We start from the raw sequence: 20,876 nt of genomic DNA, 5'->3' as shown, positions 1-20,876 counted from the left end.
ATCATCGCCCCATGGCGCACCCTCTCGCATCGCTGGTCGTCCGGCACACCCGTCGCGTCCCGGTTCCCGAGGGCCCGGCGGGCGACGGAGCCGCCGCCGCACGGCAGTTGGACGCGGCGCTGGCGTCCGCGGGCTTCAAGCTGTCCGCGGAGCTGCTCGACCGGCTGTCCGGACTGTCCCGGGACGTGGTCCTGCACACCGCCGAGTGGACGCTGCGCACCGTGGGCGAGCTGGTGGGCGACCACGTGCGGCACAACACGTACTTCATCGACTTCCCCGCGAACGTGCCGGACACCGAGGAGTTCTGGGTACGGTGTGTCACGAAGGCGCTCGCCGACCCCGAGGCGCGCGGGAACGTGCTGAGGCAACTGGCCCACGGCGTGGTCGACCTGCTCACCCTCCCCGCCTACGGCCGCTACCAGCACACATACGACGAGATGCTGGCGGCACAGGACGAACTGGTCGCCGCCGCCGGGGACCGGGTGACCGTCCTGCACCTCGGGCGGGACCCGGACGCCGAACTCACCGATCTGTACCTGGCCTTGGCGGGCAGTACGACGCCGCTGGGGGAGGAGCACCTGCGCGACCTGACCACCCTCGCCGAGTGGGCGGCGCACGGCCCGCAGCCGGAGTCGATCCCGGTCCGCGAGAACAAGGCGGTCGTCAACGCCGCCCGCCTCGCGGTCGGCGCGGACCTCCTGCTCGACACGGTCACCGACGTACTGCGGCTGGCCTGCGCGCTGTCCGGCGGCGACGTGACACTGCGGGAGCCGACCCGGTTCCGCGCCCTGTCGCGGCCGGCCCGCCGCGCGCTGCTCGCGGGCCTCGACGCCCTGATCGCCGCGAGCCCCGCCAAGCTGGCCGACGTGCACGTACACCGCGAGCCCTTCAAGCGGCTCGGTGAGCGCCTCCACCCGCACGAGTACCCCCGGTGGCCGGACGCCGCCGACGTGTTCGCCGTGGCGCGGGGCGAGAAGGAGGCGCCGACCTTCGACAGCCGCGTGGAGAAGCTCCTCGAAGCGAGCGACGTCGTCGGCGCGGCGCGGCTGCTGTCGTCCGCCCCCGGCAAGCTGTTCCGCGCCCTCGACCACCTGCTGCGGCTCGCCGCCGACCAGGAGCAGCGGGACGCGGTGGTGGCCGCCGCGGTACGGGCCGCCCCCGAGGTCTCCGGCCGGGTCGTGCTCTCCGTACGCGAACACTTCCAGAACCGGGAGCGGGAGACCGGCGCGCCCCGGATCTTCGTCGACGCCCGGGGCCGCGGCCTGGCGGCCCCCGACGCCCGGCCGCCCGTCCCCGCCGCCGACCGTGACCGCCTGATCGCCGCCCTCGACGCCGAGATACGCGGCCGGCTTCCGGCGCCCGGCCGGCTCCTGCTCGACCCCGACGTCCTCGACGTGGCGCTCCCGCTCAGCGGCCGCGCGACCGCGGCCGGGCTCGGTGTGCTCCCGCGCGGGTCGCTCTCGGTGGTCGACGGCGACCTGCTCCGCTTCTTCGTGTACTGGAAGGAGACCGGCGACCGGACCGACTACGACCTGTCGGCGGTGTTGCTGCGGTCCGACTACAGCACCGACGCCTGGCTCTCGTACACCTCTCTCACCGCGGTCGGGGGTGAGCACTCGGGAGACATCACGGAGGCGCCCGACGGCGCCTCGGAGTTCATCAACCTGTCCCTGGACCGGGTACGGAGCACGTTTGTCGTCCCGCAGGTCCACATCTACGCCGGCGAGGGCTTCGACGAGGCCGAGGAGTCCTTCTTCGGTTTCATGCTGCGCGACGCCGAACAGAAGGGCCGCCCCTTCGAGCCGCGTACGGTCCGCGTGAAGTCGGAGCTTCGCGGCGCGGGCCGGGTCGCGCTGCCCCTGGTGTTCCGGCGCGAGGACAACGGCCGGTGGCGCGCCAAGTGGCTGCACCTCTACCTGACGGGCCTCTCCTCGGAGAACCGGGTCGAGGAGCACCAGGTGTCGGTGTCCAAGGTGGTGCGCGCCGTCGTGGAGCGGGAGTACCTGACGGTGTGGAACCTGGTCGAGCTGATGTCCGGCGGTACGTCCGCCGTGGAGCTGTGGGACGGCCGGTCGGCCCCGGACGAGCCCGTGACGTACATCGGCCTCGAACGGCCCGAGGGCCTGCACCCCGATTCCCGGGTCGTCACCCTCGAAAATCTGCGCGACCTGATCCCGGGCTGAGTGCTAGCGTGGTCCCACGGCGAGGCCATGAAGGGGCTTCCTTCTCAACTTCTCTGCAAAAGAAACGAGTTCCTTCGCTTTCCTCGCCGCCGACTCCGACAGGGAGGCGCCTCCACGGCGCCTCCCTGTTGTCGTCCGCGCCGACCGCCGTCAGGGCCGTGGGGCGCCGAACGGGTGGATTCGGCCGAACACGTCAGGAAGCGGGTCCCCGCCGGCGGTTTCCGGTGGTGATGTGGCCGCCCGAACCCTGACTGGAAGAGGTCCCACGGAATGCGACGCACTTCTCGCCGCCGCCGGCTGCTCGCCGCGACGCTGTTCGTGGCATCCGTGGTGGTCCCGGTCACGGCGGCGCCCGCCGCAACACTCCACGCCGCGGCCACGACATCGCACACCGCTCCCCACACCACGACCACCGACCACCCCGGCAGCGGTCTCGGCCCGGAGCTGACCGCCCGGCTCGACCGGGCGATCGAGGACGCCCGGCGACAGGCCGGCATCCCCGGAGTGGTGGTCGGGCTGTGGATGCCCGGCAAGGGAAGTTACGTCCGCGCCACCGGCGTCGCCGACACCGCCACCCGCGAGCCGATGACCGTCGACCCGTACGTACGGATCGGCAGCGAGACCAAGACCTTCACCGTCACCGCGCTGCTCCAGCTCGTGGACGACCACAAGGTCCGCCTGGACGACCCGATCTCCCGGTACGTCCGCGGTGTGCCGGACGGCCACCGGATCACACTGCGCCAGCTCGCCGAGATGCGCAGCGGCCTGTTCCCGTACACCTCCGACACCGACTTCACCCACGCGCTGCTGAGCGACCCGTACCGCACCTTCACCCCGCACGAGGTACTGGCGTACGGCTTCCGGCACGCCAACACCTTCGCGCCGGGTGCGCAGTTCGAGTACTCGAACACCAACCTGGTGCTCCTCGGCCTGGTGATCGAGAAGGTCACCGGTCACCGGCTCGCCGACGTCATCGAGCACCGGGTGCTGCGCCCCGCGCACCTGCACTCCACCCTGTTCCCGGACGGGGACGAGTTCCCCGCACCGCATCCGCGCGGATACACCGACCAGACGTTGAGCGGAGCGACCGCCGACGCCACGGACTGGAATCCCAGCTGGGCCTGGGCCGCCGGGGCGATGATCTCGAACCTCCACGACCTGCGGCGGTGGGCCGGAGTCGTCGCCACCGGGGAGCTCCTCAGCCCGCGGACCCAGGCGGAGCGCCTCAAGACACTGCCGACCAGCTTCCCGGGCACCACCTACGGCCTCGGGATCTTCGAGACCAACGGGTGGATCGGGCACAACGGCTCCATCCCGGGGTACGAGACGGTGACCGTGTACCTGCCGTCGCAGAAGGCCACCCTGGTGATCATGATCAACACGGACACCACCACCGCGGACGGGCAGGAGCCGTCCACCGTGCTCGCGCGCGCGGTGACGGCGGTCGCCACCCCGGACCACGTTTACGACGGCGCCGTCGTCACACCGTAGAGACCACCGGGACACCGTAAGGACCACCCGGAACCCTGTGGGGCCCTCTCGGGCCGACTTACCAGTCGAGCGGCAGCGGGAGGAAGGGGGCGTCGTCGGGCGCCGCCTTGCGGGCCGCGAGGGCGGTCCTGGCCGGCCGGCCCACCGGGAGGCGCAGCGGGGGATCGGGCTTCTCGAGCGTGTCCGCGAGGGCGACGGCCACGTCCTCGGGGGTGACGGGCTCGAAGATCGACGTGCCGCGCAGCGGGGCGAACTGCTGGAACAGCGGGGTGTACGGGTCGTTCTCGGAGAAGTACGACTTCGCGCGCTCCGGCCCGCCCGAGGAGACGCTGCTCGGCTGGAGGATGGTCACCTTGACGCCGAAGTGGCCCGCTTCCGCGGCGATGGTCTCGGCGAAGGCCTCCATGGCCCACTTGCTGGCGGCGTAGGGGCCGATGATCGGCACGACCATGCGGCCCTGGATGCTGGAGACGAAGATGAGCCGGCCCGTGCCCCTTTCGCGCATGCCGGGCAGCACGCCCTGGGCCATGCGCAGCGGGCCGAAGGTGTTGAGCTGGAACAGCGCTTCGACCGCGGACATGGGCACGCTCTCCAGAGGCGCCCGGATCGTGTCGCCGGCGTTGCTGACGAGCACGTCGATCTCCCCGGCGTCGCGTATCGCGTCGTCGATGCTCTTCTGATCGGTCACGTCGAGGCGCAGCCGCTGGTCGACGGGGAGATCCTTGAGGTCTTCCGGCCGGCGGGCGGTGGCGACGACGCGGTGGCCGCGGCCGGCGAGTTCGGTGGCGACGGCCCGGCCGATGCCCCGGGAGGCGCCGGTGATGAGTACGGAGGTCATGTGAGTCTCCTGTCCGGTTCGTGGTGCGGTGGAGAAGGTGCGGTGGGGGAAGCTGCCGCGGTGAGGGTGCTGTCGGGACGGTGGTGGCCGGTCGGCGGCCGTTACGTCGCCGGTGTCGGCGTGGAGGCGAGAGCCGCCCGTTCCCGCGCTTCCCTGGCGGTCGTGTCCGTGGCCGCCTCGCCGTCCGCGAACGAGAAGTTGATCGGCGGGGTCACGAGCATCTTGACGAACACATCCGCCGGGCGGACGCCGGGGGATGCCGCCAGGTTGCGGGTCAGGGCGAGGTAGAAGGCCTTCTTCGCCTCGTCGCCGCGATCCAGGCCGTCGGTGATGGTGAAGACGATGAAGTCGTCGGAACGCGGGCCGCCGCGGAAGGTGCGGCTGAAGACCAGTTCACCGGGCGCGAGCTGGTGGATGACCTGGAAGCGGTCGTCGGGAAACATCCCCAGCCCCTCGACCAGCGCCTCGTGCACGGCGTCGGAGACGGATTCCAGGTACGCGGGGGACTTCCCCCGGAGCAGGTCGATGGTCACGAAGGGCATGACGATCCTTTCCGGCGTGGAGTGTGGGGAGCCTTTGGGAGGCTCAGGACTTCATACTATGTCGCTCGGTATATATAGCAAGTCCCGGATCGGCTAGACTGGGGTCATGGGCAGGAACTCGGACAGCAGGCAGCGGATGGTCGAAGCCGCGCGACAGCTCATCCGTGAGCGGGGCTACCACGGCACGGCGCTGTCGGACGTGGTGAGCCGGAGCGCGGCACCGCGCGGATCGGTCTACTACCACTTCCCGGAGGGCAAGGGGCAGATGGCCGCGGAGGCGGCCGCCCGGCACGCCCAGGACCAAGTGGAGGTGATCAACCGGGCGGGGGACTCCGCGTCGTCGGCGGAGGACCTCGTGGGTACCTACTTCGACCTGGCCCGTGAAGGCATGGTCGGCAGCAACTATCAGCGCGGATGCGCCATCGCGCCGCTGGTGATCGAGGCGAGCGAGGAGTCCGAGGGGCTCCACGACGCCAGTCGCCGCTCGTTCTCGGCGATGGTCGACGGCATGGCCTTCCAGCTGATCGTCCACGGGGTGGGGAACGCCGACGCGCGGGAGCTGGCGCACGCCGTGATGGCGGGGGTGGAAGGCGCCATGGTCACGTCGCGGGCGCTGCGGAGTCCGCAGCCGTTCGACGCGATGCGGGTGGCGCTGACCGACCGCGCCCGGAGCCTCACCGCGGGAGCCCGGACGCCGTCGTAGGCGTACGTCCGCGCGGGCCGTCGCGACGGTGCCGCTCCCGCCCGTCTATATGCCGAGCGACATAGTAAAGCGCCCGGCCCCTCGAAGGGGGCCGGGCGCGAGGCGTGCCTCAGTGGTACGGGTTCAGGTTGAGGTTCAGGTCCGGGTTCAGCAGGGGCCGAACACCCACCGGTTCGAGCGGCCGGCGTCGTTCGACGCGAGGTCCCAGGTGTTGCCCCAGCCCCGGTCGAGGCAGAACTCGGGGCTGCCCGAGTTGGGGAGGTCGGGGCGGGTCATCACGATCACCGAGGTCTTGCCGCCCGGTGTGCCGTTGTTGTACCAGGACGAGTCGTTCCCCGCGATGTACGCGTTGCTGGTCTGGGTCCAGTCCACGTTGCTGGCGTGGAAGTTGGCGACACCCCAGCCCCCGGCCTCGAAGTTGATGTCCTTGTAGACGCACAGCGCGCCGAGCTGGCACCCGGCGGGAGCCGGGCCCAAGAACCAGGTGGAGGCCTGGGCCGGGGAGAAGGACAGCGCGACGAGGCCGAACGCCAGGCCTGCCGCCGCCAGGGCACGTCGGGTCACACTCATGGGTCGCATGGGTCGGGTCCTCTTTCGTGGAGTGGTTGTCCGGTGGGGGTGAAACGGGTGGTCGGCTTGTGGGGGCCGGGTGCGGCGCCCCGTCACTCCGCCGCGGTGATGTCCCGCGCCGTGACCAGGGCGCGGGCCACGGCGGTGGTGTAATCGGCCGCTGCCTCGCGGTACGGCCCCCGGGCGGCCTTCCGGGTCTGACCGCGCAGCACCTGTTCACCGACGGTGGCCAGCTTGCTTTCGCCGTTGCACCGGGCGTCGGCGACCGCGGTGGCCCGCTCCTTCGGGTGCGGGGCCCGCGGCCCCTGCTCCGGAGCCGGCGTCCCGGGCGCGGACCGCGCGTCCCGCATGGCCATGACCGCGTCGGAGGGGCCGTCGTACGGGAAACCGTGGCGTGCCATGCACCGGCGCCAGGACGCCAACGCCCCGGCGTAGCGCGGGTCCTTGTCCAGCCGCGGCCGGACGAGAGCCCGCAGGTTCACCACGGTGGCCTTGGCGGCCGTCCAGCGTCCGAGGTCGCCGTAGAGGTGTGCGCGCGCGTCGGCCTGGCAGCCGTCCGCGCTGGTGAACACGCTGCCCATGGAGGGGACTTGTACGGTGATCGCGGCGGGATTCGTACCGTCGAGCGCCCGTTGGAACGCCCGGCCGCGTGCGTCGCTCAGCGAGGAGATGTACCGGCCGTTCGGGTTCGGGCGGCTCTCCTCCCGGTTCCGCCGGTCCTGTTCGCCGTCGGAGATGCCGTACCCGTGTTCCTCCGCCCAGGCGACGTCGTCGCTGCCGAAGGGGCGTTCCATCGGGGACGCGGAGACCGCGGTCGGAGGGACCACGTAGTAGCGGAAGCCCTTCTTGTCCATGCAGGTGCTGATGAGCCGCTGCTCGGCCAGGTAGAGGGTGTCCCGTTCCCGCGGGCTGACCTCGGTCCGCAGCTCGGCGTCGGGAACGTGGACGCGCTCGCCCCCTGCGGGCCGTTCGCCGCAGCCGAGCAGGAGCAGCGAGGACACCACCGCCGTCAGGGCCAGGGCCGCCGACCGTGCCACCGTGCCACCCGGTCCGCCGTCTCCCGCGCCACGCGCCGTCATGTTCCCCTCCCGGTCCCGGACCGGCCCTGGGCGGGCCGTTGTGCAGGAACCTAGACGCGGGCGCCCGCCGTGTGTCCTGACGGATGTCAGGGACGCCGTGCGGCGGGGGCGTGGTAGCGATGGGGGAGTGGCGGCGGTGGGGAGTCGCGGGGCGTCATCCGGTACGCGTACGGCGGGGCGCGACGCACCGCGGCCGGGCCCGCGCCCGGGAGAACCGGGACGCGGACCCGACCGCGAGATGGATCGGGGTGGAGCCGGAAACGTCAGTTGGTGGTGATCTTGAAGGTGGACGGTGAGTCGTTCTGCTGGGCGACCTGGCCCGGGAAGAGGTTCTTCACCGTGTTGCCCGTGAAGGTCGCGGTGCCGGTCACACCCTTCGCCACCCAGACGCCCTGCTTGGCCGGGCGGTCGATGGTGTTGTTCGTGAACGTCAGGTTCACGCGGGGCCCGCTGATCCTGAGCCCGGAGGTGAGGGACCCGTGGATGACGTTGTCGCTCATGTCGACGGTCGTGGGGGCGGTCGGGTACAGCGAGGTGGGCCCCGGGGACCCGATGTTCACGCCGGTACGGAGGCCGTTCCAGCCGCCACCGCCGTTGAGGACGTTCCCGGTGATCGCGGCCGACTCCAGGGGGCGTCCCGTGTCGCCGTACACACTGATCTCCAGGGCGTTGTTCGACGAGGCGCTGTTCACCAGGTTGTTCCTGACCTCCACGTTCTTGCCGCCGGCGATCCGGATGCCGTTGGCCCACCAGGGCGCGATCGCGGTGTTGTTCAGGATCTTGGCCCCGGTCACCTGGCCGTTCGTACCGCTGGCGCCGGCGTCGGAGTACGTCGCGAAGCCGTCGTCACCGGTGTTGCGGGCGAAGCAGTTCTTGACGGTGATGTTCTGGCCGAGCTTCTCCGGGTTCGGTGTGTTGGCGTTGTTGATGTTGAAGCCGTCACCGTAGCTGTCCGCCGTCCGGCTGTTCTGCACGACGCCGTTGGTGCCCGACAGCCAGTTGGCGTCGGTGTGCCGCGTCCAGATGTGGTCGATCAGCCAGCCGGTACCACCGGAGTTGATGCCGTAGTCCCCGCCGCCCGTACCGTCGTTGCCCCGCCAGATGGCGTTGGTGTCGACCTGGAAGTCCGTCAGTGTGGTGCCCGTGCCCACCGTCAGCTGCGAGTGCCAGGTGCCGGGCTTGAGCGGGGCCTTGCGGTAGAGCGTGGTGTACCACATGCCGGCGCCCTGCACCTTGACCCCGGTGAAGTCGAGCGCCTTGGACACCAGGCTGTTCGTCAGGTACTTGCCCGCCGGGATCCACACGGACTTCTTCTGCGTCCGGGCGGCGTCCACGGTCGTCTGGATGGCGACCGTCGAATCCTTCGAGAAGTTCGGGTCGGCGCCGTTGCTCACGACCGAGATCGAGTTGGCCGGCTGGGTCAGCGCGGGACCGACGTTCTCGAGATCCACGGAATCGACGTCGTAGACGGCGGCCGTGTTTCCCGAGTCCTTCTGGAGCTTGATGGTGCTGCCCGCCGGGATGGGGGCACCCGTGACCCAGACGGGGAACTCGTTGTAAAAGCGGTAGGCCTGTCCGCCGCCGTGGGGGTCGTCCTGGGTTGTGGTCGAGTTGCGGTAGTTCCACGCCTGGCGGGAACTCAGCTGGATTGCCTGGCGGAAGGTGCCGTTGACGTAAAGATTCAGTGAGGCGTCGATGCCGCCGCCGGCCGGCGCGTCCGGAATCGAGGCGCGGACGACAACGGTGTTGGCCGCTTTTCCGGTGTTGTTCGGCAGGGTCACCGAATCGCCGTTGGCCTTCAACTCGACGAGCGAATAACCCGATGCCTCGCCTTCCAGGGTGGGACCGGTCGGAGCCGTCGCGCCCGGGGCGATGGCCCGGACGCGCGCGCCGCCGCCGAGGGTTCCGGTCTCGGCCTCCACGGTCACGAAGGGGGTGGTGGCACCGGCCGCGGCGGTGATCTCCGCCGCGGACTTCGCCGCCGGTGCGAGAGCCGTGCGGCTCGCGGCCGTTGCGACGGACCCGCTGGGGAGGTCGACGTTCGGCAGGGTGAGCGCGCCTGCGGCGAGGAGTGCGACGCCGCACAGGCCAGGCACTATTCTGCGGTACATTCTTTACCCTCTGATGGGATGGGCGACTGTGGGGGATCGCCAAACCGCGAGCGGGTATTGCCCGAAGGGAATGTCCGGGCATCGAGGCGGTGGGGATACCCCGCCCTCTGTGCTGGCAGTTCGACTATACGCCCGTGATTGAACTGCTCAACTCCCGGCCCGTCAACACTCCTTGATTTGCACACCGATGCATCACGGTGCGCACAGAATCGCCTTAAGCGGTGCGGTCGCGGAGGGCAAGGTTTTGCCCGCGATTAAGGACGAACTTCCGTCGCGCGTGGTGTGGGATTCATTTTCCTCCACCCCGCGGGGTGGGCGGGGGCCTCAGGAGTACGCCCACTCGGGGATTCGCCGGTCATCTGCCCTTGCCCGCGGGCGCCTGAACGGCGTGACAGGTGATCTCGATCACCTGACACGCCGCCGTGCGCGGAGCCGGGAGTCTCAGCGTGTGTGCGCTTCCAGGGCGTCGATGATCTCGGGCCAGAGTTCACGCGGGCGGTCGTGCCCCATGTCGGGGAGCAGCAGGAGTTCCGCACCGGGGACGAGTTCGGCCGTGCGCTTCCCGCCGCTGGGGTCGATCAGTGTGTCGTCCAGACCGTGGATCACCAGCGTCGGTACGCGCAGTTCGCGGAGCGCGTCGGCGCGCGAGCCGCCGAGGACCATCGCTCCGAGCTGGCGTCCGGCGCCCGCCGGGTAGTAGGCGCGGTCGTAGCTCCGGGCGGCCAGCTCGCGCAGCGGCGCGGCGCTGCCGTACCGCTTCGAGGCCCACACCAGCTCCGCGTCCGCCGCCGCGACGTACCCCTCGCGATCGGCCGGCTTCGGGGCGGAGATCACCGCCTGGGCCGCGGGGCTCGGGCGGCCGTACTCGGACTCGCCGGTCGACGACATCATCGACGTCAGGGTCAGCAGCCGCTCCGGCCGGCTGACGGCCATGGTCTGGGCGATCATGCCGCCCATCGAGGATCCGACCACATGGGCCCGTTCGACACCCAGCGCGGTGAGCAGGCCCAGGCCGTCGTCGGCCATGTCCCGCAGCGTGTACGGCACCATCGCCAGGGCGGCGGGGATGTCGCCCGAGCTCACGGCGTGGATGAGCCGCCCCACGTCGACGGGGTGGTCGTCGAACGTGGTGGAAAGGCCGCAGTCGCGGTTGTCGTACCGGATCACGTAGCGCCCGCGCTCCGCCAGGGCACGGCAGAAGTCCTCGTGCCAGGCGATCATCTGCGCGCCGAGGCCCATCACCAGCAGGACGGCGGGATCGGAAGGATCGCCGAACGTCTCGTACGCGAGGGACACTCCTGGGGACACTTCCACGATCGACATGAGCGGAGTCTCTCAGTCCGGAAGGGCGGCGCGCATTCAGATATCGCGTGCCCGCCGGGGGAGCGGCTGACGCCAGTCGCCCAGCTCGGCGACGAGGAGTTGGCGGGCGAGCCGCCGTACGTCGTCCCACGCGGGGTCGGTGGCGAGCGCGTCGGCCAAGGGGTCGGCGTGCCGGTCCGGATCGATCTCGCCGACGCGGCGGCCGATGGCCCGGAGGGTGGGCAGGTGCCCCGGTTCGAGCACGCCGCGCTCCGCGAGACCGTCGGAGACGGCGCAGGCGAACTCCACCTCTTCCACGAAGGCCTCCGTCGCCAGGTGGGTGCCGCCCAGCCAGGCGAACTGGTCCTGGGTGTCGGCCGCGAGGACGGCCAGGAAGCCCATCACTATGCGATGGGTGCTGGCGTCACCGAGAGCGTTCATCCGCACATGATCGCATTCGGGGGTGGCGCCCGCCCGGCCCTGGTGGGGGCGCGGTACTTCTGGGTTTGACAACCCATTCTTCGCTCCAACATTATGGGTTCACCAACCCATAATGGAGGCGCGCCATGGCTGGAGCAGGCCGTATGCAGGGACGTAACGCACTGGTCACCGGGTCGACCGGAGGGATCGGACGGGCCGTCGCCCTGGCCCTGGCGCGGGAGGGTGCCACCGTCGTGGTCTCCGGGCGGGACGCGGAGCGCGGCGAGGACATCGTGCGCCGGGTTCAGGACGAGGGCGGCAAGGCCGTCTTCGTACGGGCGGACCTGAGTGCGGGCGGTCAGGCGGTACGGGACCTGGCCCGCGACGCGACCGAGGCGGTGGGCGTGATCGACGTGCTCGTCAACAACGCCGCCGTCCTCATACCGGCGCAGTCCATGCTGGAGGCCACCGAGGAGGAGGTCGACCGGGCCCTCGCCGTCAACGTCAAGGCGCCGTTCCTCCTCACCGCCGCCCTGGTGCCGTCGATGGTGGAGCGCGGCGGCGGCGCGGTGGTCAACATGGGCTCGATCAACGGGGAGACCGGCATGTCCGTCGCCGCGCTGTACGGGGCGAGCAAGGCGGCACTGCACTCCCTGACGAAGTCCTGGGCGGCGGAACTGGCGGCCCAGGGCGTCAGGGTCAACACCGTCGCGCCCGGCCCCACGGTCACGGAACACAACGCGGCGTACAGCGAGATGCTGGAAGGCCTCACCAAGGCCCACCCGCAGCGCCGGCCCGGGACCGCCGAGGAGGTGGCCGCCGCCGTGGTCTTCCTCGTCGGCGACGACGCGGCGCACATCCACGGCGCGACCCTGCCGGTCGACGGCGGATTCCTGGCCGTGTGAGGGGTGTGACGGATGTTCCGGGGGTGCGGCGGCCCGGGGGCGCGTGACCGGTGTACGGCGGGCCGGCGCCCCGCGACGACCGTCAGCCGACGCGCAGGCGGGCGAACCAGGTGTCCAGGGCGGACCGGAAGTAGTCCGACGAACCCGTCGCCAGCAGCATCACCACACCGCCCTGGACACTCGCCAGCAGGGCACGCGCGTACTCCCGCGGATCCGCGCCCGGGTCCATCTCGCCGGCACGCTGCATCGCCCGGATCCCCTGCTCCAGAGCGTTGCCCCAGCTCTCGAACAGCTCCAGCAACACCTGGCGGACGCCGAGGTCACCCGGTTCGAGCTGGCCGAGCAAGGTGCTCAGGCCGCAGTGCTCACGCTGCCGTTCGTGCCGTGCCACCAGATCGTCGGCCCACGCCAGCCACGCGGTCCACGAGGTGAGGTCGTCCAGCAGAGGGCGCTGCTCCTGAAGGATCTGCTCGCCTTCGTGGCGGGCGACGGCGAGGAGCAGTTCCGTCTTGCCGCCGGGGAAGTAGTGGGTCATCTGACCGCCACTGGTCCCGGTCGCCTCGCGGATGTCCTCCAGGCCCGTCGCCGCCACCCCGCGCGTCCGGATCACTTCCGCCGCGCCTTCGACGATGCGCTGCCTCGTCGCGAGGCCTTTGGCGGTGATTCCCCGAGGCATGTGTCCAAGTATATCGACAGCGGCCTTGCCACCCCCTCTGCGCGCGGGCGCGTGCTGCTGAGCGGTCAGCAGCACGCACCGGAGTGGGCGGCACAGCACCGGCCGGACCCTCCACGGGTCCGGCCGGTGCGGTCCACGCGACAGGGGCCGCCTAGGGGGTGACCGGGATGTTGGTCAGGCCGGAGGTGGCGTTGGTGACCGTGTTGCTCGCGTGGACGACGTTCGGGTCGCCCGCGCACTGGGACGTGGAGGTGATCCTGATCGCGTACGCGCCGGTCCCGCCGAGGTCGGAGCGGTTCCCCCGCCACACGTTGCCGCAGCCGTTCCGGAAGGACGGGCTGGTGGAGGGGTTGTGGGTCTCGTAGCCGTTGGCGAAGGTGCCGGGCGAGGAGAAGGTGCCGGTGTTGTTCTCGACGAGGTAGCCGATGCCCTTCACGTCCACCCACGAGTCCGCGGAGTTCTCCCCGCTGATGCCGGTGCCGTTGAAGGTGTTGCCGCGGATGACCCCGCCGGTCGTGCCCTCCTTCACGTCGATGTGCTCGGCCGCGATGTCCGGGCCGAACCGGTTGTCGAGCACCTGGACGCGGTCCGCCCGGTCCACCCCGCCGGTGTTGCCGTGGCAGCCCCAGTTCGAGCCGGCGGACCCGATGTACACGCCTTCGCCGTACCCCTTCTGCACCAGACCGGTGTTGCTGATCCGGGAGTTCTGGATCACACCGTCGGACGACGAGCGCCGGAAGTGCACGGCCTCCTCGTCGACGTGGTGCACGTACACCCGGTCGAGGGTTGCGTGGGGCGAGTTGTCGAGGACGATGCCCTTCTTGGAGTCCTTGACGGTGAAGCCGGTGAGCTTCCAGTACGGGGCGCCGTAGAGCCACAGACCGTACCCGGAGTCCCAACCGGCCGTCGGCGCCGGGCAGTCGGGCGCGTCACCGGACGGCCCGTCGTTGACGAGCACGGCGCTCTCCGGGCCGGTCAGGGTGATCGGCGCGGCCGCCGTACCGGCGCGCTGGGTGGCGAACGCCCCGTGGTACTCGCCGGCCGCGAGCCGGATCGTCTGTCCGGGCCGGGCGTCGGCGAGCGCGCCGGCCAACTGGGCCGAGGTCGCCACGTCGATCGTCGTTCCGCCCCCTCCGCCCGGCTGGGTGGTGGCGGTGAGGGCGGTGCCGGCGGGGGAGGCGTTGCCGGCCGCGTCGACGGCGCGGACGGTGTAGGAGTAGGAGGTCGCGGGGCTGAGGCCGGAGTCGGTGTGCGTGGTGCCCGTCACGGTCGCCACGAGTTGTGTGCCCCGGTAGACGCGGTAGCCGGTGACTCCGACGTTGTCGGTGGAGGGGTTCCAGGCCAGCGAGACGGTGTTCGCCGTGGTGCCGGTCGCCCGGAGACCGCCGGGGGTCGAGGGGGCCGTGGTGTCGGTCCCGCCGCCGGCGGCGGATCCGTAGACCTCGAACTCCCAGAGGGAGTAGCCGAACGCGGTGCCCCGGGCCGTGCCGTTCACCCGGACGTACCGGCCGGTGCCGTTGACCGTGAGGTCGTCGGTGGCGCCGTCGCCGGTGGTCGTCGTGTGGACGTCCGTCCAGGTGACGCCGTCGGCGGAGGTCTGGATCCGGTACGACGTGGCGTACGCGTCCTCCCAGTTCAGCTTCACCCGGGAGATCGTGTGCGGACCACCGAGGTCCACGCGGATCCACTGCGGATCCGCTCCCTCGGCGCTCGCCCAGCGGGTTGTCGTGCTTCCGTCCACGGCCTGCGCCGCCTCGAAGCCGCTGCCCTCGGTCGACGAGGCCGTGGCGGGCTTGCCCCGGGAGACCAGGCCGTCGGCGGCCGCCGCCACGCGGGTGCCACCGCTGGCGCCGACCGCGGCCGACTTGAGGAACAGCGAGCCGGAGCTGTCGGTCCGGGAGGCGTTGACACCGGAGTTGGGGGAGCGGGTGTAGTCCAGCGTCTCCCTGCTCGCCCAGTCCGGGATCGTCGCGCCGTTCACGGCCAGGTGCTGGAAGGCCTTGGGGTCGGTCGCCGAGCTGCCGAACTGGTAGAGCCGCTGGCGGTCCGGGTAGTACGCCGTGTACGCGCCGCCCTGCGTACGCTGCTTGGTGAGGTCGTTGTTGTAGAACACGTTCTGCGGGCCGCTGGAACCGGACCACTTGATGGCCTTGGGCCCCGCGGCCCACCAGATCGGGTACCAGGTCGAGTCGTCGGGCGCGCCGCCACCCTCCTCACCGCAGTTGGCGCGGCAGTTCTTCGAGGAGTGCTCGTACGGCACGGTGGCCTTGTTGTTCTCGAACAGGTTCCGCCGCTCCCAACCGCCGTGCAGGTTCAGGTCGGAGTCGAAGGTGTTGCCCAGCACCACGTTGTCCGACGCCGACCACTGGAACGTGAAGTGCCGGAGATTCCGGCTGGTGTTGTACGCGTACAACGAGTCCCACACGCGCGAGCCGCGGAAGTAGCCGTTGCCGCCCTTGCCCTTGTTCCAGGAGCCGTCGAACGTCGATTCCTGGACCTGGATGTTCTTCGCGCTCTCCGTGACGATCGGGTGCGAGCCGGTCATCCTCGTCCCGACACGCCTGATCCACACGTTGGCCGCCCACTTGAGCACGATGCCGTGCTGCGCGTACTCGGGCGCCATGTTGCCGTAGTTGTTCCTGGCGTCCGCCGGGTCGAGGTTGTAGGTGCCTCCGCCCAGCTTCGGCATCCCGGTCATGTCCTGGGTGAGGGTCAGGTCCTCGATGCCGACGCCCTGGACGACCTTGAGCGGGGTGACCCGGCTGGGGTAGACCGTGCCGTCGATCGCCGCCGAGCCGTCGGAGGTGGAGTTGACCGGCAGGTCGTACTCCAGCGGTTTTTCGAGGGTCAGGTTCCTGCCCGCGGTGTCGACCGACGCGATCTGGAAGATCTGCTGGCGCATGTGCAGGTTCATGTACGTCGACGGGTCGGTGACCGTCTGCTGCCGGTAGAACTTCGCGGTGTTGGCCGCGCCCACCCACAGGTATCCGCCGGCCTTGAAGCGGTTCATGTCGGCGCTGGTGGCGAGCTGGATCCTGGTCGTTCCCTCGGCGGACGCCGCGCGCAGCGGGACACCACTGGCCCAGTGCTGGTTGACACTCCCCTCGAAGAGGTCCTTGCGGTTGGCGGGGGCGGACGCGAAGTCGGCGGCGTACTTGGGCGACACCTCACGGGTCTGGACGCGGAGCAGGCCACGGCCCGGCCAGGTCCAACCGCCCTTGCCGGCGCCGTGGGTCGCGCCGTCCTCGTCCCAGTCGCTGCCGTCCTCGGTGAGGGTGTCGTAGCGGGTGTTGGCGTCCGGGCGGAAGCTCAGTGTGGTCTGCCCCTGGCCGGCACCGCGCAGCACCAGGTAGTCGGCGTCCAGGGCGAGTTGGCGGGTGACCTTGATAGTGCCCGCGGGCAGGGTGATCGAGGACAGCTTGGTGTAGCCCGCCGTGGGCGAGCAGCCGGTGCGCAGGGCGTCGACGGCGGCCTGGATGCCGGTCGTGGCATCGCTGCCGTCGGCGCGGACGTTGTACTGCGTCGCCAGCTCCTGGGCGGTGACGTTGCACGCCGGGTCGGGGTTGGCCTCCGAGGGGCCGGGCAGGGGGGCTCCGCCCCGGTACCCGGCCTTGCTCCAGTCGGGCAGCCCGGCGACGGGAGCGCGGCGGTTCGCGCTGCTGAGGTCCGGGATCGCGGCGGCCGCCGCGAGGGAGGGCGTGAGGTTCGCGGGGGCGGGGCCGCTGCTCGTACCCGCGAGGCCGGCGGCCGCGGTGACGCCGGCGAGGGTGACCGCGAGGACCACTGACCAGCGGTTCCTCGGGCGGGGCGGAGGAGTGGCGGGGTGGGGGGTGCGATGTCCAAGTGGCATGAGTGTCCTTGGAGAGGTGGCGTGGAGTGACAGGACTGCGCGCGCACAACCGAAAGGAAACCTTCCTAACAGTTAACGGGAGGGTAAGGGCGCCCCTCGGGCGGCGCAAGACCCGTGCCGCAAGTCCTCGGCGAAGCGCGCCGGTTCCCCGCAGGGTCCGGTAACGCCCTTTCGGGGCAAGGGCGTTGACGGCGGCGGTGTACGAGGGGTGGCGTGGTGTCCTGGTGTTACGGCCGTGCCCGGGCGCTCTCCGGGGCGGCGGCGTTAGGGTGGATATGCCCGCGTATGGCGTGTTCCGGCCGAGAGGGAGAACGTCCGATGACCGTGCAGAGCGAGATTCTTTCCGATCTCTTCCTGTCGTCCTCCACGGAGACGGCCACGATCAACGCCCCCCTGGAGGCCGTGGACATCGGCAACTGGCTCCTGAACCTGCCCGACGAGGAGTACCGGCGCTGCGCCCCGCCGGACCACAAGGCGGCCGGCTACACCACCACCGACGACGGCAGGCCGATGTCGATCAATGTGGAGATGATCGGCAGTGGCCTGGTGATCCAGCACTACGTCGGGGAGATCCTGGACCGGGACCACTGCCACATGGTCTCCACCTCGGACGTGCTCACCCCGCACGGCTGGACGACCGTTCAGGTGATCTGGGACCTGTCCGTCACGGACAACGGCGACGGGACCCTCACGTACACCAATCAGGTGGTCAGCCACCCGACGGTGGAGTTCCTGGCCTTCAACGAGGAGCACGGCATCAGCTTCGAGCGGGCGGCGGCGGACCGGCAGGCCGCGTCCGGCGACCACAACCGCCGGGAGACCCCGCGCTTCGCGGCGAGCATCGAACGGCGGGCGCTCGCGCTCGCGAGGTCGGCCGGCGGGACCGGCGACAGCGGGATGGACGACGGCGGGATGGACGGCGGGCGGCCCACCGAGGGGTGACGCTGTTCGCGGTCAGGTGGGTGCGCTGCCCGCGTTGTCCAGCCACTCGGCGAGCACCGCCGCCTCGCTGTGGTCCAGGTCCTTCGTGGCGGTGAGCAGGGTGACCCGGTCGTGGGCGGCGAGGTCCCGCAGGTGCTCCACCGCCGGGCGGTGGTCGGCGTCGCCCAGTTCGGCGATGTAGCGGTCCCGGAAGCCGGCGAAGAGCCGAGGATCGTGGTGGTACCACTCGCGGAGGTCGGCCGACGGTGCCACCTCGCGGAGCCATTCGTCCAGGTGGGCGCGTTCCTTGCTCATCCCGCGCGGCCACAGGCGGTCCACGAGCACCCGTTTGCCACCGTGCGGCGGAGGCTTCACCTCGTAGATCCTCCGGTAGCTGAACGATCCCGCCATCGCGTGATCACCCTTCCCGTCCGGTCGCCTTCACTCTATCGACGGCCCGGCGTGGCGGCTCGTCGATCAGCCGAGGCGGCGGGCCCGAGGAGGCGCGAAGGTGCGGCGTACCGCGAAAGGGGCGACGGTGGTGGAGGCGGGACACACACCAGTGGAGGCACCATGGGCACCGCGACCACCGTTTCTGCCGGCCACCGCGAGCCGGCCCTGCTCGGGCAGACCGTGGTGATCATCGGCGGCAGTGCGGGCATCGGGCTCGCCACGGCCAGGCAGGCGCGGGCCGAGGGCGCCGGCGTGATCCTGACCGGGCGGAACCCGCAGCGGCTGCGGAGCGCGGCGGCGGACCTCGACGCGGTCAGCAGCGCCGCCTTCGACGCGAACGACCCGGCGGAGCTGGCGCGGTTCTTCGAGGGGCTGCCCCAGCGCGTCGACCATGTGCTGGTCACGGCGGGCCGGCCGTCGTACGGGCCGCTCCTCGACATGGACGCGGAGCAGGCGCGCCGGGCGATGACCGACCACATGGTGCTGCCGCTGGAGGTCGCGCGCCATGCCGTGGAGCGGGTGGAAGCGGGGGGCACGCTGTTGTTCATGGGCGGCACCGGAGGCCGGCGGATCAAGCGTGACCTGGGGATCCTGCCGACGGTCACCGTCGCGATGCCCGTGCTCACGGCGAGTCTGGCGCTCGAACTCGCACCGATCCGCGTCAACCTGATCGCCGCCGGCTTCGTCGACACGCCGTTGTCGGCGGAGCTGCTCGGCGACGGACTCGACGCCCGGCGCGACGAGTTGCGCACCACCCTGCCGATCGGCCGGGTGGTCGGGGCCGACGACGTCGCGGCGCTCGCCGTGCACATCATGGCGAACACGGCGCTGACCGGCGCCACGTACGACATCGACGGAGGTCAGCAACTCGTCGGGTGAGAAAGGCGAGAAAGGCGAGAAAGGCGAGAGAGGTGAGCGGGGGTGGGAGCGGGAGACCGCTCCCACCCCCGTGCCTCAGCGGCGCGGGGCCGGGATCACCTGGATCGTGTCCCCCACCGCACGCTCGCCCGTCGCGTCCGAGGTGATGTTCACGAGCGTGCCGCCGACCACCATCGCGCTCGAACCGCCACCGTCCAGGTTGAGGGCCTGCTCCGCCCCGAGGGAGCGCATGAACTCCGCGGCCTCCGCCAGGGTGAAGCCCTCGCTGACGCCCGGCTGGCGCCCGTCGACGGTGACGAGGAGCAGCCGGCCGCGCGCGTCGATTCCGGCCATGGTCCGGGGCTGCCGCACGTTCGACCACGCGAAGCCGAAGGACAGGTCCAGCGGGTCGAGCGTGCCCTCGGTCGCGGCGTCCACGGCGGTCCGGCCGTTCTTCACCAGGGTCGGCGCGGCGCTGACGATGCTGTCGTGGGCGCCGAGTTCGACCCGCCGCCCGGCCGAGTCCCGTATGTCTTCCTGTACCGAGATCCGCTCGCCCTCGCGGCTGTGCGTGGCCAGCCAGTCCGCCGCGCCGCCGATCCCCTGCAGGACGGAGCCGCCGGCCGGGACCCTACCGCCGCGCGGGCCGGACGAGACCACGCGGTCGCCGGAGTCGAGCACGACCTGCGCGCCGGCGCCCTCGGGCAGGGCCGCGCCGAACCGCGGGGTGAACTTCACCAGGTCGTCGGGCAGGGCGCAGGTGGTGTCGTGCCGGGGGAGCGCGGTGGGGGTGGCCCCGGGGCGTCCGCAGTTACGCACCTTGCCGGGGAGCCGGTTGATGCCCTGCACGGCGTACGCGGACGACCGCGCCCGGGCCGTCACCGTTGTCGACAGGTCGGCGATCCGGGGACGCCGGCCGCCGTCGGCCAGGATCAGCGCGGCGCGGGAGCCCGCCGCCATCGACTCCAACTCGCCGTCGTAGGCGCCGATCCCGGCCACCGTGCCCTGCACGCCGTCCGCGTCGGCGGTGATGAAGAAGCCGCCGTTGACGGCGACCAGGGAGCCGTCGCGTACGGCGACCGACGACGTCGTCTCGCGGTCCGCCACATCGCCGTCGTGGGTGCCCGCCACGGTGCCGCGGAACCGGGCCGGGTCGATCACCGCGACATGGACGCTCTCCCGGTCGGCGAGCTGCCTCCCGTCGTAGCCGGTCCACTCCACCGCCGTACGGAGGCCGGTCGCCGCGACCGCCGGGTTGACGGACTGGGCCGCGGCCTGGGTGTCGTACGAGCCGACCCGTACCTGCCATCCCATCGTGCCGCGCGGGGTGTCCGCGTACCTGTCCCAGACGACCTTCTCCGCGCGCGGCTCGAACCCGGCGGCGCGCAGCCGCTGTTCGGTGGCGTCGGCCCAGGCGCGGTCGCCCAGGGGGGCCCATGTCGCCGCGCCCGTCAGCCGGTTGACGGCCGGGGCCTGGACGGTGATCGTCCAGACCGGCGCGACACCGGTGTTCCGCAGGACGCCCGTCCGCACCTGGACGCCGGGCGCCACGGTCTCCGTGCTCCACCGGACCTGCGGGGAGGCGGACGCGGGGGCGGTCGTCCGCGTGAGCGCCCTCGGGGTGCCGGCCTGTGCGACCCCCGGGACGGCCAGGGCGACGGCGGCCGCGAGTCCGAAGGCGGCGGCCACGGTGAGGCGTCCGCGCAGGGCGCTCCGGGGCGCGCGCACTCCGCGCGGGACTTCTCCGTCGTGCTCGTACATGTGATTCCCTCGGCAGATCGGTGGCTCGGTACGGCCCGGCCTTCGCGCACGCCTGCCGGGAGAGGCGCTGTCATTCCAGCCGCGTACGGAGGCCGGGGCGACAACAGCCGGGGGCCCGGCGCCGAAACCGAGGTGAAGGCGCGCGCCACGCCGTGCCGTCCCGGAGCTTTGGTGTCCCCGTGAACGCGCCACTACGCTCCACGAGCCTGAGGG

General features: G+C 71.3%; 17 protein-coding genes. 6 read left to right on the top strand and 11 right to left on the bottom strand.

Annotation, left to right across the window (positions count from 1 at the left end; all coding sequences use genetic code 11):
• The first annotated feature begins 11 nt into the window (after nucleotides 1-11).
• Both HA039_RS03960 and HA039_RS03955 read left to right on the top strand, forming a co-directional pair.
• Nucleotides 12-2,183, top strand: coding sequence for a TerD family protein (locus HA039_RS03960; RefSeq protein WP_167023822.1), 2,172 nt, complete (start codon nucleotides 12-14; stop codon nucleotides 2,181-2,183).
• 270 nt (nucleotides 2,184-2,453) lie between these two features.
• On the top strand, nucleotides 2,454-3,674 hold the full coding sequence (locus tag HA039_RS03955; RefSeq protein ID WP_167023819.1) for a serine hydrolase domain-containing protein: 1,221 nt from the start codon (nucleotides 2,454-2,456) through the stop codon (nucleotides 3,672-3,674).
• Between the two features lie 58 nt (nucleotides 3,675-3,732).
• Here the strand turns inward: HA039_RS03955 and HA039_RS03950 are convergent, their stop codons facing one another.
• Both HA039_RS03950 and HA039_RS03945 read right to left on the bottom strand, forming a co-directional pair.
• Nucleotides 3,733-4,512: an SDR family oxidoreductase gene (locus tag HA039_RS03950; protein WP_167023816.1), complete on the bottom strand. Its 780-nt coding sequence runs from the start codon at nucleotides 4,510-4,512 to the stop codon at nucleotides 3,733-3,735.
• 101 nt (nucleotides 4,513-4,613) lie between these two features.
• On the bottom strand, nucleotides 4,614-5,054 hold the full coding sequence (locus HA039_RS03945) for a tautomerase family protein (protein WP_167023813.1): 441 nt from the start codon (nucleotides 5,052-5,054) through the stop codon (nucleotides 4,614-4,616).
• Between the two features lie 106 nt (nucleotides 5,055-5,160).
• On the opposite strand from HA039_RS03945, the gene HA039_RS03940 reads away from it, so the two are divergent.
• On the top strand, nucleotides 5,161-5,757 hold the full coding sequence (locus tag HA039_RS03940; RefSeq protein WP_167023810.1) for a TetR/AcrR family transcriptional regulator: 597 nt from the start codon (nucleotides 5,161-5,163) through the stop codon (nucleotides 5,755-5,757).
• Between the two features lie 147 nt (nucleotides 5,758-5,904).
• Here the strand turns inward: HA039_RS03940 and HA039_RS03935 are convergent, their stop codons facing one another.
• From HA039_RS03935 to HA039_RS03915, 5 genes are all read right to left on the bottom strand, one after another.
• Nucleotides 5,905-6,327, bottom strand: coding sequence for a peptidase inhibitor family I36 protein (locus HA039_RS03935; protein WP_167023807.1), 423 nt, complete (start codon nucleotides 6,325-6,327; stop codon nucleotides 5,905-5,907).
• 92 nt (nucleotides 6,328-6,419) lie between these two features.
• A complete protein-coding gene (locus HA039_RS03930) occupies nucleotides 6,420-7,406 on the bottom strand; it encodes a hypothetical protein (RefSeq protein ID WP_167023804.1) in 987 nt (328 codons plus the stop codon).
• Between the two features lie 263 nt (nucleotides 7,407-7,669).
• Nucleotides 7,670-9,517: a right-handed parallel beta-helix repeat-containing protein gene (locus HA039_RS03925; RefSeq protein WP_167023801.1), complete on the bottom strand. Its 1,848-nt coding sequence runs from the start codon at nucleotides 9,515-9,517 to the stop codon at nucleotides 7,670-7,672.
• 441 nt (nucleotides 9,518-9,958) lie between these two features.
• Entirely contained in the window at nucleotides 9,959-10,840 is an 882-nt protein-coding gene (locus HA039_RS03920) for an alpha/beta fold hydrolase (protein WP_167023798.1), read from the bottom strand.
• Nucleotides 10,841-10,876: 36 nt separating this feature from the next.
• Nucleotides 10,877-11,260, bottom strand: a complete 384-nt coding sequence (locus HA039_RS03915; RefSeq protein ID WP_167023795.1) for a hypothetical protein — start codon at nucleotides 11,258-11,260, stop codon at nucleotides 10,877-10,879.
• A gap of 143 nt (nucleotides 11,261-11,403) precedes the next feature.
• Here HA039_RS03915 and HA039_RS03910 point away from each other — a divergent pair, with 143 nt between their 5' ends.
• On the top strand, nucleotides 11,404-12,144 hold the full coding sequence (locus HA039_RS03910; protein WP_208298535.1) for an SDR family NAD(P)-dependent oxidoreductase: 741 nt from the start codon (nucleotides 11,404-11,406) through the stop codon (nucleotides 12,142-12,144).
• 82 nt (nucleotides 12,145-12,226) lie between these two features.
• Here the strand turns inward: HA039_RS03910 and HA039_RS03905 are convergent, their stop codons facing one another.
• On the bottom strand, nucleotides 12,227-12,820 hold the full coding sequence (locus tag HA039_RS03905) for a TetR/AcrR family transcriptional regulator (protein ID WP_167023789.1): 594 nt from the start codon (nucleotides 12,818-12,820) through the stop codon (nucleotides 12,227-12,229).
• 151 nt (nucleotides 12,821-12,971) lie between these two features.
• Nucleotides 12,972-16,670, bottom strand: a complete 3,699-nt coding sequence (locus HA039_RS34570) for a discoidin domain-containing protein (RefSeq protein ID WP_167023786.1) — start codon at nucleotides 16,668-16,670, stop codon at nucleotides 12,972-12,974.
• 318 nt (nucleotides 16,671-16,988) lie between these two features.
• On the opposite strand from HA039_RS34570, the gene HA039_RS03895 reads away from it, so the two are divergent.
• The gene (locus tag HA039_RS03895; RefSeq protein ID WP_243869112.1) at nucleotides 16,989-17,612 is read left to right on the top strand and encodes a hypothetical protein; all 624 of its coding nucleotides are present in this window, start codon (nucleotides 16,989-16,991) and stop codon (nucleotides 17,610-17,612) included.
• A 12-nt stretch (nucleotides 17,613-17,624) separates the two neighbouring features.
• Here the strand turns inward: HA039_RS03895 and HA039_RS03890 are convergent, their stop codons facing one another.
• Nucleotides 17,625-18,002 (bottom strand): DUF488 domain-containing protein, encoded by a 378-nt coding sequence (locus HA039_RS03890; protein WP_167023783.1) that lies wholly within the window; start codon nucleotides 18,000-18,002, stop codon nucleotides 17,625-17,627.
• 162 nt (nucleotides 18,003-18,164) lie between these two features.
• Between HA039_RS03890 and HA039_RS03885 the strand changes: the two genes are divergently transcribed.
• Complete coding sequence (locus tag HA039_RS03885) at nucleotides 18,165-18,923, top strand: SDR family oxidoreductase (protein WP_167023780.1); 759 nt, start codon at nucleotides 18,165-18,167, stop codon at nucleotides 18,921-18,923.
• Nucleotides 18,924-18,998: 75 nt separating this feature from the next.
• Here the strand turns inward: HA039_RS03885 and HA039_RS03880 are convergent, their stop codons facing one another.
• Nucleotides 18,999-20,663, bottom strand: coding sequence for a phosphodiester glycosidase family protein (locus HA039_RS03880; protein ID WP_167023777.1), 1,665 nt, complete (start codon nucleotides 20,661-20,663; stop codon nucleotides 18,999-19,001).
• Between the last annotated feature and the right edge of the window lie 213 nt (nucleotides 20,664-20,876).

This window comes from Streptomyces liangshanensis (assembly GCF_011694815.1).
Taxonomy (GTDB): Bacteria; Actinomycetota; Actinomycetes; order Streptomycetales; family Streptomycetaceae; genus Streptomyces; species Streptomyces liangshanensis.
This window is presented reverse-complemented; position numbering and strand designations above follow the sequence as displayed.

Excerpts from the sequence above, each read along its gene's own strand:
- HA039_RS03960 (WP_167023822.1), top strand. The coding sequence starts at position 12 with ATGGCGCACCCTCTCGCATCGCTGGTCGTCCGGCACACCCGTCGCGTC.
- HA039_RS03955 (WP_167023819.1), top strand. The coding sequence starts at position 2,454 with ATGCGACGCACTTCTCGCCGCCGCCGGCTGCTCGCCGCGACGCTGTTC.
- HA039_RS03950 (WP_167023816.1), bottom strand. The coding sequence starts at position 4,512 with ATGACCTCCGTACTCATCACCGGCGCCTCCCGGGGCATCGGCCGGGCC.
- HA039_RS03945 (WP_167023813.1), bottom strand. The coding sequence starts at position 5,054 with ATGCCCTTCGTGACCATCGACCTGCTCCGGGGGAAGTCCCCCGCGTAC.
- HA039_RS03940 (WP_167023810.1), top strand. The coding sequence starts at position 5,161 with ATGGGCAGGAACTCGGACAGCAGGCAGCGGATGGTCGAAGCCGCGCGA.
- HA039_RS03935 (WP_167023807.1), bottom strand. The coding sequence starts at position 6,327 with ATGAGTGTGACCCGACGTGCCCTGGCGGCGGCAGGCCTGGCGTTCGGC.
- HA039_RS03930 (WP_167023804.1), bottom strand. The coding sequence starts at position 7,406 with ATGACGGCGCGTGGCGCGGGAGACGGCGGACCGGGTGGCACGGTGGCA.
- HA039_RS03925 (WP_167023801.1), bottom strand. The coding sequence starts at position 9,517 with ATGTACCGCAGAATAGTGCCTGGCCTGTGCGGCGTCGCACTCCTCGCC.
- HA039_RS03920 (WP_167023798.1), bottom strand. The coding sequence starts at position 10,840 with ATGTCGATCGTGGAAGTGTCCCCAGGAGTGTCCCTCGCGTACGAGACG.
- HA039_RS03915 (WP_167023795.1), bottom strand. The coding sequence starts at position 11,260 with ATGAACGCTCTCGGTGACGCCAGCACCCATCGCATAGTGATGGGCTTC.
- HA039_RS03910 (WP_208298535.1), top strand. The coding sequence starts at position 11,404 with ATGCAGGGACGTAACGCACTGGTCACCGGGTCGACCGGAGGGATCGGA.
- HA039_RS03905 (WP_167023789.1), bottom strand. The coding sequence starts at position 12,820 with ATGCCTCGGGGAATCACCGCCAAAGGCCTCGCGACGAGGCAGCGCATC.
- HA039_RS34570 (WP_167023786.1), bottom strand. The coding sequence starts at position 16,670 with ATGCCACTTGGACATCGCACCCCCCACCCCGCCACTCCTCCGCCCCGC.
- HA039_RS03895 (WP_243869112.1), top strand. The coding sequence starts at position 16,989 with ATGACCGTGCAGAGCGAGATTCTTTCCGATCTCTTCCTGTCGTCCTCC.
- HA039_RS03890 (WP_167023783.1), bottom strand. The coding sequence starts at position 18,002 with ATGGCGGGATCGTTCAGCTACCGGAGGATCTACGAGGTGAAGCCTCCG.
- HA039_RS03885 (WP_167023780.1), top strand. The coding sequence starts at position 18,165 with ATGGGCACCGCGACCACCGTTTCTGCCGGCCACCGCGAGCCGGCCCTG.
- HA039_RS03880 (WP_167023777.1), bottom strand. The coding sequence starts at position 20,663 with ATGTACGAGCACGACGGAGAAGTCCCGCGCGGAGTGCGCGCGCCCCGG.